This window comes from Pseudomonadota bacterium (assembly GCA_034660915.1).
Classification (GTDB): Bacteria; Desulfobacterota; Anaeroferrophillalia; order Anaeroferrophillales; family Anaeroferrophillaceae; genus DQWO01.
The window spans coordinates 27427-34926 of the sequence record JAYEKE010000048.1; the positions used below are offsets into that span (position 1 = coordinate 27427).

Below are 7500 nucleotides of genomic sequence, written 5' to 3' on the forward strand. Positions count from 1 at the left end.
ATTCTACCCCGGATCTCAATTGCCTCAACGAGAGAAGTTCGCAGTGTCCTGCTGCTGAGCAAAAATCCAATTGAGAGCCTGAAGAATACCACCATCGCCTTAACTGCCCAATCATTAACCTCCATCTACCTGCTGAAAATCATTCTTTTTCACTTTTACCAGTTGGATCGTCGGTCAATCCACTTTATTACGACAGAATTTAATGCGGACGACAAGCTGCCGGAAACAGCCCTGCTCATTGGTGACCAGGCACTCCAAGCCTTCCATCAGACGCCGCCCGGCTACCGGATTTATGATCTTGGCAGTCTCTGGTACCGGTTTACCAACCTGCCATTCGTCTACGCCCTGTGGATTGGCAGAAAAGAGCTGGGAGATGAAAAGCTTAACCAAATCAGCGAACTTTATACCCGGTTATCCCTCATTAAAAAGGTTCTGCCGGAACACTTGACTACTCTGCTCACTGCTGTCAGCCGAAGATACCCCAACATCCCAGCAGAAGTAATTCTGCAATACTGGCAGGAAGCAATTTCCTATGAACTCGAGATTCAGGAAAAGCAGGGGCTGATCCTTTTTTATAACCTGGGCCACCAACTTGGCTTACTGGAAAAGGTTCCAACTCTTAATTTTTTCCAGCCTGATAAACCGGACATAAACTGAGTTCCCATCCCCCTCCAGCCGGTAAATCCCTTGAATAACTTGCAATTACAAGAGTGATTTGCTAAGTATTATCCAACCACAGAAAACAAGAAAATGTGGGTAGAATTCAATTCTGTCCCCTTCGAAGAGGGAAAGCAAAATACCCCCGCAAGTCAGGTAAAATAATGGAACTAAAAAATATCCCCCGCCTGCTGGATGAAGTCAAAACCCTGGGAGAATCTTTCTTCAAAGAACACGAATCACCGCTTAATCAATTGATAGCCTCCTGCAGCCAGGCACTGGAACAGGGACAAACTATTTTTTTCTTCGGGAACGGCGGCAGCGCCTCCCAGGCCCAACATCTGGCAGCAGAGCTGGTCAACCGATTTCTTTTCAACCGTGAACCCCTGGCCGCCATTGCCCTGACCTGCGATTCCTCCATCTTAACATCCATTGCCAATGATTTTGACTTCAGGGATATTTTCCGCCGGCAGCTGCAGGCCCTGGGGAAGCCGGGGGATGTGGCCATCGGCCTGAGTACCAGCGGCACATCGGAAAATGTCGCCCTGGCCCTGCAATACGCCAAAAAAGCCGGCTTGATTACCGCCGGATTTCTGGGCAACGATGGTGGCAGATGCAAAGACCACTGTGATTTCCCCCTGACGGTCAGGAGTAGCGACACCCCGAGAATCCAGGAAATTCACCTGCTGCTGGGACATATCTTGTGCGAACAGGTTGAGCGGAAAGTATGTATCAAATCATGCTGAACCATAACTGAACCATTACGGGCTCCCATGACTCTCGACTGGCAAAAGCTGTCCACTTATTCGCTGCTGGAACGACCCAGCAAAGTTAATATGGCTGATTTCTCCCAGCCGTTCACGGGTAAAGAAAACATCGGCGAATTTATTGACCATCTGCCGAACATCCTGGGTGGTAAGGATCTAAAAGAAATCATTGACACGGTGTGCCAAACTTTTGAATCCCGGCGCCTGATTCTACTGGGCATGGGTGCCCACGTGATCAAAGTCGGTCTGGCCCCGGCGCTGATCCCTCTGCTGGAACGACGAATCATCCAGGGTATTGCCATGAATGGTGCTGGAATCATTCATGATTTTGAAATTGCTTTTGCCGGCAAAACCTCGGAAGATGTCAGTGAGGTACTGGGAACAGGAAATTTCGGCATGGCCAGGGAAACCGGACAATACCTTAATGAAGCCATTAATAAAGGGGCTGAAAATGGCTGGGGGCTGGGGTATGCCATCGGCCATTTCATCAATCACGAGAGATTGCCCCACCGGGACAAAAGTATTGTCGCCGCCTGCTATCAGCACAATATCCCACTCACCGTCCATGTGGCCATCGGGACCGATATCATTCACATGCATCCTGACGCCGATGGTGCCGCCATCGGTGCCACTTCAATGAAGGATTTTCAAAATTTCTGTGAACTGGTAGCAAAGCTGGATCGGGGAGTCTATTTCAATGTGGGATCAGCGGTCATTCTGCCGGAAGTTTTTCTCAAGGCTCTGTCTCTGGTCCATAATCTCGGCCACCAGATAAATGGGTTGACCACCATAGCGATTGATTTTATCCGCCAATACCGGGTAATGGAAAACGTGGTAAAGAGGCCAACAAGGGAAAGTGGAAAGGGTTACTACCTGACCGGGCAGCACGAAATAATCCTCCCCCTGCTGATCGCCGGCATTATGGCCCACCTTAATCAATCCACTAACAAGGAGTAAAGCATGGAACTTTCAGCCGTAAAACTCGGAATTATTGGAACCGGCAACATGGGGCAGACGATCATCAAGGGACTGCTTGCCAATGATGATCGACCGGAAATCTACGCTTATGATGCGGCGAAAGACAGCCGGGAACAAGTACAAAAGCGCTTTTCCACTATATCAGTAGTCACCAGCAATCTTGAGTTGGCTGCTCAGGTTGATATTATTCTGCTGGCAATCAAACCACAGGTAATCAGTGCAGTCCTGACGGAAATAACCGACAACCTTAATCCGGAACAACTGCTGCTTTCAATCGCCGCCGGAATCCCCTTAAAAACTATAGAAGATGCTACGGGCAAACGGATTCCGGCTATCCGCATTATGCCAAACACCCCGGCACTGGTCCAAAAAGGAATATCCGCCCTGGCTCCGGGAAGCCTGACAACCCCTGAACATATGGAACTGGCTGCCAGCATATTTGCCCGGGTGGGTAAAACCGTAGAGATAAACGAAACCCTCATGGATGTGGTCACCGCAGTTTCCGGCAGCGGTCCGGCCTATGCGTTCCTGGTCATCGAAGCCATGATTGATGCCGCCGTCAACCAGGGATTACCCCGGGATACTGCCCGAACCCTGGTTATTGAAACTTTCAATGGTTCCTGCGCCCTGCTGCAGGAAACGGGCCAGCAGCCGATGGCCTTAAAGGACATGGTTACCTCTCCGGGAGGCACCACCATTGCCGGCCTGGCGGCACTGGAAAAACAGGGAGTTAGGACCGCCTTTTTTCAAGCAGTTAAAGCTGCCTGTGATCGTTCCCGGGAATTGGGAAAAACGGGGAAATAGGAACAAAAAAATTTCAAAAAATCCACGAAGGAATACACAATGAATACAAAAACACTACTTGAAGATATACGGCAGCTGAAAGAAAAACGCCATGCAGTCATCCTGGCCCATAATTATGAACCTCCTGAGATCCAGGATATTGCCGACATCACTGGTGACTCCCTGGGTTTAAGTATCCAGGCGGCTGAAACCGATGCTCAGATAATTGTTTTTTGCGGCGTTAAGTTCATGGCTGAAAGCGCCGCCATTCTCTCTCCGGATAAAGAGGTTATTCTACCACGCCTTGAATGCGGTTGCGGCCTTGCAGATATGGCCACCGCTGGGCAGGTAAAAACAGCCAAACAACAACACCCTGATGCGGTGGTCGTCACCTACGTTAATTCATCAGCCGAGGTGAAAGCCGAAAGTGACATCTGCTGCACCTCGGGCAATGCCGTCAATGTAGTCAACAGCATTGCCAAAGAGCAGGAGATTCTTTTCGTCCCGGATCGCAATCTGGGAACCTATGTCCAGCAGCAAACCGGCAGGGAGATCATCCTCTGGGATGGATACTGTCCCACCCACGATGCCATCCGGACGGCAGATATTCTGACAGCGAAAAAAAACTATCCCCAGGCAAAAGTCATTGTCCACCCCGAGTGTCGCCCGGAAGTCACCAAACTGGCTGACGTGGTCTGCAGTACCGGCGGCATGTTTACTGCGGTTGCCGACTTGTCAGCAAAAGAGTTCATCATCGCCACGGAATTGGGAATGCTTTATCCATTGCAAAAAGCCCATCCTGACCGGCAATTCTATCCGGTGACTTCGACGATGATCTGTCCGGATATGAAAAAGATCAGCCTCGCTGATATTCATCAGTCGCTGCGAACCATGAAGCCGATCATTTCCGTTGATCCGGAAACCAGCCGAAAAGCTAAAAAATCCCTGGAACGTATGCTGGCCGTGCCAAGGAATTAGGGACTCTACAGGCCACGATAATCCGTATTCTGAACCTCGTTTTCCCGACAATAGGCAACCGCCGCCTCCAGAGCGGCAATCATTTGCGCCTGGTCTTCCGGCAATTTTCCATCCAGAGGTACGACGTTGGAAACGTGGTCATTGAGAAAACGGGAAGTCACCCGCAACCCCCTGACAATATCCAGCTCCTCCTCAACACTGACCAGAGGTGATACCGGAACAAACGTACCGTCCTCAATCCAGCGGGCAATGGGCGTTCCAGGAATCGGGGTCAGGGTCCTGACCCGGATAAAATGAGGATCAACCTGGTTCAGGACCGCAACCGTGCCCTGGCGATGTTCCATCGTCAGCTTCATCCCGCCGACCCCCAGCAGAACATACATGGAACAATCAAAACCGGCTTTCTTGGTCCGCAGCCCGGCATCCACCATTTCCGCCGCCGTTGCCCCCTTGCTGATCATTTTCAGTACCTGATCATCACCACTTTCAAGACCAATATGAAGACGGGTCAGGCCTGCCTGGCGGATCGACCGCAGCTCTTCCGGAGATTTTTTAATCAGGGTTTTTGCCCGGGCATAAGAGGTTACCCGCTCAAGATCAGGAAAAACTTCATACAAATGCTGCAGAATTTCCACCAAATCATCAGCCTTCAGCAATAGGCTGTTGGAATCGCCGAAAAATACCCGGCGTGCCCCGCGTCCATAAACAGCCGGCATCAGGTCAATGTCCCGTTTAATTTCCTCAACTGATTTGCGGGCAAAAGGGTATTTTTTATACATGGAACAAAAAGCACATTTATTCCACGGACAGCCCCGGCTCACCCGCAGCAGCATGCTGTAAGCTTCGGAAGGAGGACGATAGGGAGGAAAATCAAATTGTTCGATTACTGATGATGACATGGGATGTATACTCCTGTTAGTTAATCAGGCCGAAACACCTGGCCTTCATTTTTGGAAACAGATTTCAAATCTGATTTCCACCATTAGCTTCCGTTTAAGATTCAGGAAAATATAACAAAAAATCCATCCTGCCACAAGCAATACAGCCAGCGGATAAAAAAAAGCCCCCGATCCCGCAGCTCACGAAATACAACGGCACGAAACCGCTCTGCTAAAGGTTTCAGTGAGGCTTCGGGCATTACATGGAAAGTACCTAGCTCCGTGAAAAGGCCATCCGCGACAATCGCGTGTAAATGCGGATTCCATTTGGCGTAATCGCCGAAAGTCTGGATCGCCATAACAATACCGGGAACACCATCCGGCAGGTTTAAGGAAACACGAAAAAATTCCTGCAATGAACGGCACAATGACAAAGACCACCCAACAATTTGCGATCATAACGGAAATACCGGCGAATGAGAATGGGAAGGCTGAATACATACTGCCGGTGGGGTACGGGGAAAAGAATATTCTCCGTCAGGGTAACACTGAGTTGCACAACTTTCTTTGCATGACAACTGGGGCAAAACCAGCGTCCCCGGCAACTGAATGACAACAGGTATTCGTGGTGACATTCCGGACAACGAATACGGGCAAAACATTGCTTAAGGTCACCGCAGAAATAAAAATTGTCAACAAGGATAGGAATCTTCCCAGCCTTCAAGGCCGACCAATTGGAGTGCTTCAAGGGCTTTTTCTTTTCGCGTGGCCGGGTCAAGCCCCTGGATTTCCAATCCGTATTCAGTGTTTTCTATAACTTTTCGGTGTGGGAAGAGGGCAAAATGTTGAAATACCATGCCGAATTTGTGTTGACGAATCCGCAACAACTGCTTATGGCCGACGGTGGTTAGCTCCTCATCATCAATGGTAACCGTACCGGTGGTCGGTTTATTGAGCAGATTAAGACAGCGAATCAGGGTTGATTTGCCGCTGCCGCTCAAACCCATAATGACCAGGATTTCGCCTTCGTAGACATCAAAGTCAGCGTTGACTATCCCTACCGCCAAACCGGTTTTCTCAAGGATTTCAGTTTTGTCAACCCCATCATTGAGCATTACTAAGGCTCGTTTCGGGTGGGGGCCAAAAATCTTGCTGACATCTCTGACCTTAATTTTAACTTTAGCCATACATAACCTTTACTTGATATTGTTGACGACGATGGGGCTCTTTCTGACTTTTTGCGAGACCATCACGACTTGGGAACCTCATTTTGTACCGCAGTTGAAACAAGTTCAGCAACTCGATGTTCGTCCTGCAAAGTTTTAACGGCCCGTTGGGCGGCTCTTTCCACGAATTCTTCCTCTGAAAAGCCAAGGTATAGAGTATAAACACCTATTAATAAAATGAATGCAAATGGCAAACCGGTACAGACCGATGCAGTCTGCAGGGTTGCCAACCCACCACCAAGCAGAAGTACAGCGGCGACTACACCCTCCATAACCGCCCAGAATACCCTTTGGGGTACGGGAGAATCAAGTTTTCCGCCCGAGGTCAGATGATCAACCACCAGAGAGCCGGAATCGGAAGAGGTAACAAAAAATATGGTCACCAAGATAATGGCAATAAATGATAACACTTGGCTAAAGGGAAAATTTTGCAACATCACAAACATGGCGGTAGCAACATTATCTTTTACAGCGCTGACAATATCAGCAACCCCGCTGGCTTGTAAAGAAAGTGCGGCGCCCCCGAATACCGACATCCAGATGAAAGAGAGCAGAGTCGGAATCAAGATAACTCCGAGGATAAATTCCCTTACCGTACGACCTTTGGATATACGAGCAATAAACATTCCCACAAATGGCGACCAGGATATCCACCATGCCCAATAGAACACCGTCCAGGAACCTTGCCAATTGGTCTCCCGGAAAGTTTCCGTCCAGAGGCTGAGTTTGGGCAGGATAGTCAAGTAGTAGCCTAGATTCTGAGTAAATCCTCCTAGGATATATATAGTCGGACCAACGACGAGTAAAAACAACATAAAAATTCCGGCTAGTATCATATTTCCCTGGCTCAGTAACTTGACCCCGGTATCGAGTCCGGAAACTACCGACATAGTTGCAAAGCCGGTGATGACAGCGATCAGGATTACTTGAGTCGTAGTGCTGATCTGGACACCAAAAAGAAAGCCCAGGCCCGCATTTATCTGTTGTACTCCCAGTCCCAGCGACGTAGCCAGACCTACCAGGGTAGCCAGGACTGAAAGTACATCGATCAAGTTTCCCCAGAATCCGTAAATTTTATCTCCTAAGAGCGGGTAGAAGATAGAACGGATAGTCAAAGGTAAGCCCCGATTATAGGCGAAAAAGGCCAAACCAAGCCCGACAATTGCGTAGATAGCCCAAGGGTGCAGGCCCCAGTGAAAATAGGTTACTCCCATTGCCGCCTGAGCCGCTTCG

At 49.3% G+C, this 7500-nt stretch carries 8 protein-coding genes and 1 pseudogene (1 of these 9 only partly in view); 5 read left to right on the plus strand and 4 right to left on the minus strand.

Features of this window, described 5'->3' with window-relative positions; genetic code table 11:
- From U9P07_02915 to nadA, 5 genes and pseudogenes are all read left to right on the plus strand, one after another.
- Nucleotides 1-657, plus strand: a 657-nt coding sequence (locus U9P07_02915; GenBank protein MEA2108361.1) for a menaquinone biosynthesis protein, incomplete at its 5' end; no start/stop codon positions are given.
- A 164-nt stretch (nucleotides 658-821) separates the two neighbouring features.
- Nucleotides 822-1403 carry an SIS domain-containing protein gene (locus U9P07_02920; protein MEA2108362.1) on the plus strand — a complete coding sequence of 194 codons (582 nt, stop codon included), beginning with the start codon at nucleotides 822-824 and terminating at the stop codon, nucleotides 1401-1403.
- Between the two features lie 27 nt (nucleotides 1404-1430).
- Nucleotides 1431-2381 (plus strand): hypothetical protein, encoded by a 951-nt coding sequence (locus U9P07_02925; protein MEA2108363.1) that lies wholly within the window; start codon nucleotides 1431-1433, stop codon nucleotides 2379-2381.
- Nucleotides 2382-2384: 3 nt separating this feature from the next.
- Nucleotides 2385-3206 carry a pyrroline-5-carboxylate reductase gene (proC, locus tag U9P07_02930; GenBank protein ID MEA2108364.1) on the plus strand — a complete coding sequence of 274 codons (822 nt, stop codon included), beginning with the start codon at nucleotides 2385-2387 and terminating at the stop codon, nucleotides 3204-3206.
- A gap of 30 nt (nucleotides 3207-3236) precedes the next feature.
- A pseudogene (gene nadA, locus U9P07_02935) lies at nucleotides 3237-4163 on the plus strand (quinolinate synthase NadA).
- Nucleotides 4164-4168: 5 nt separating this feature from the next.
- On the opposite strand, the gene U9P07_02940 reads toward nadA, so the two are convergent.
- The 4 genes from U9P07_02940 to U9P07_02955 form a co-directional block, all read right to left on the minus strand.
- On the minus strand, nucleotides 4169-5062 hold the full coding sequence (locus tag U9P07_02940; GenBank protein MEA2108365.1) for a radical SAM protein: 894 nt from the start codon (nucleotides 5060-5062) through the stop codon (nucleotides 4169-4171).
- A gap of 101 nt (nucleotides 5063-5163) precedes the next feature.
- On the minus strand, nucleotides 5164-5457 hold the full coding sequence (locus U9P07_02945) for a transposase (protein ID MEA2108366.1): 294 nt from the start codon (nucleotides 5455-5457) through the stop codon (nucleotides 5164-5166).
- Between the two features lie 276 nt (nucleotides 5458-5733).
- Complete coding sequence (locus U9P07_02950) at nucleotides 5734-6228, minus strand: ATP-binding cassette domain-containing protein (GenBank protein MEA2108367.1); 495 nt, start codon at nucleotides 6226-6228, stop codon at nucleotides 5734-5736.
- 62 nt (nucleotides 6229-6290) lie between these two features.
- Nucleotides 6291-7500, minus strand: the 3' portion of a protein-coding gene (locus U9P07_02955) for a BCCT family transporter (GenBank protein MEA2108368.1). It continues 578 nt past the right edge of the window; 1210 of the gene's 1788 nt are visible here — the last part of the coding sequence; its start codon lies beyond the right edge, outside the window — the gene reads right to left on this strand; its stop codon occupies nucleotides 6291-6293.